The sequence below is a fragment of the Blautia sp. ZXY-1-B12 genome (assembly GCF_056339915.1).
Genome location: NZ_JBWJVP010000141.1, coordinates 1 through 2,229, shown reverse-complemented (window position 1 = coordinate 2,229; position 2,229 = coordinate 1). Strand labels below are relative to the sequence as shown.

2 protein-coding genes and 1 other annotated feature are annotated in these 2,229 nt (G+C 44.2%); both genes read right to left on the bottom strand.

What is annotated here, in order from left to right:
- The coding region (tyrS, locus tag AC075L_RS07505) for a tyrosine--tRNA ligase (protein WP_476387474.1) at nucleotides 1–962 on the bottom strand (962 nt) is incomplete at its 3' end.
- 47 nt (nucleotides 963–1,009) lie between these two features.
- Nucleotides 1,010–1,301: a binding site (T-box leader), on the bottom strand.
- 145 nt (nucleotides 1,302–1,446) lie between these two features.
- On the bottom strand, nucleotides 1,447–2,229 hold a 783-nt coding region (locus tag AC075L_RS07500), incomplete at its 5' end, for a cell wall hydrolase (protein WP_476387473.1).

Sequence of the window (2,229 nt, the reverse complement as noted above, 5' to 3'; positions counted from 1 at the left end):
CCACCTGCAAAAAGTGCTCTTGCGCCTTCCTGCGCTTTCTTTGCTTCCTCTTCGCCATGAACCAGATTTGTCAGCTCGTATGCAAGGATTTCTTTTGCTTTATTCAACTGGCTTCCTTCCCATTTCGCCATCTCATCGATTTCTTCTAACGGAAGGAAGGTAAGGAGACGCATACATTTGATAACATCTGCATCATCCACGTTTCTCCAGTACTGATAGAAATCGAAAGGAGAAGTCTTCTCCGGGTCAAGCCATACAGCACCGGACTGTGTTTTACCCATCTTCTTACCTTCGGAGTTCAGAAGAAGTGTGATCGTCATGGCGTAAGCGTCTTTTCCAAGTTTACGGCGGATCAGCTCTGTACCGCCAAGCATATTTGCCCACTGGTCATCACCGCCGAACTGCATGGTGCAGCCGTATTTCTGATACAGCATGTAGAAGTCGTAGCTCTGCATGATCATATAGTTGAACTCAAGGAATGTAAGTCCACGTTCCATACGCTGTTTGTAGCACTCGTGAGAGAGCATACGGTTTACAGAGAAATGTGGTCCAACATCACGAAGTACTTCTACATAATTTAAATTCATCAGCCAGTCTGCATTGTTTACCATTAATGCCTTGCCGTCTGAGAAGTCGATGAAACGCTCCATCTGTTTCTTGAAGCAGTCGATGTTGTGCTGAATGGTCTCCACTGTCATCATCTGACGCATATCAGATCTTCCGGACGGGTCACCGATCATACCTGTTCCGCCGCCTAATAATGCGATTGGTTTATTTCCCGCCATCTGCAGACGTTTCATCAGGCAAAGCGCCATGAAATGTCCTACGTGAAGGCTGTCTGCGGTAGGGTCAAAGCCAATGTAAAATGTGGCTTTTCCATTATTTACCATTTCTTTGATCTCTTCTTCGTCTGTTACCTGGGCAATCAGACCACGGGCTTTCAGCTCGTCCCAAACTGTCATTGTTTGTTTCCTCCTCGTAATAAAATAAAACAACCCGGTTCCTGTCCCTTTAGGACGAGAACCGGGTCCCGCGATACCACCTAAATTCGCAGAAAACTCGCATTCTCTGCCTCAATAAGTAACAAACCATGCCATTGTTATGATAAACAACGGTTCTCTCTGTTACTTAAGCATGTTAACGGATGCCACTCCGCTGCAGTCTACTTACCTTACAATATCTCTGAGGTGTTCGGTGCAGAGCTCCGGGAGGTATTCACATAAGTTCCCCACGCGCCTCTCACCTGCCGGCAGCTCTCTGTCTGTTTTCCCTATGTTACTCTTTCCCATCTGTGCTTTTTTATATCATATATCTGCAAGTATACAAATACAAAATTTATTTTGTCAAGGAATTTATAACAATCCTCTTCATATTTCACCAACTTAAAGCATTAATGTACTCACCCTGAAATCCAGTCCACAAAGAATACATGTCCTTTTGTACTGTTCATATTCCAGCTTGCTGAAATTGAAGGTTCTGTGCCTGAAATGCTGCCGGAGTCATAAAGAATTTGTAATTGAAATCCTTTGTCTTAAATCCCGGGAGTGTTCTCTTTGTGCCATGATTCACATAGTTACTGAACACTTCCATGGCTGCCTTTGCTGCCGCATAGGCATTGGTCCTGTCCTCAAACTGGCCTTTCAGTCTTTTAAGAAGTGCTCCGTCTGTGACAACCGCATACTGGGTAGGTTTTCCCTGATATACCACATAACGGATCTGTGACGGAAATTCTTTATACTGGTCAATGGTACAGTTTAATACGCAAAGCGCAACTGCCTCCATTCCCACGACTCCCTGATCTCCTGCTTCTGCATCACACACTGCTGCCAGAAGATCCAGATCTGACACCTTTCCGTCTGCAATTCCCGGATGTTCCAGGAACTCTTCTTCCATATAGTAGTATTTATTATTCTTCGCATCAAAGACCTTGACATATTTGCCCTCTACTGTGTAATCATTACCGGAAGTCTTTGTTGCAGCACCGTCAGAATCAAACCTGTATGTAGTTCCGTCAATGGAAGCGATGGTATTTGCCAGCATCACTCCTGATGTATCAAAATAATATTTCTTTCCATCAAGCTCAAGCCAGCCTGTCTTCGCCTTACCATCTGAAGGGTTGAAATAATATTTCTTACTTCCTACGGTTCCGAAACCTTTCTGATAACGGACACCGGTTGATTTTGAAAAATAGTAATAGTCTGAGTCGATTTTTCTTTCCCCAGACCTGTA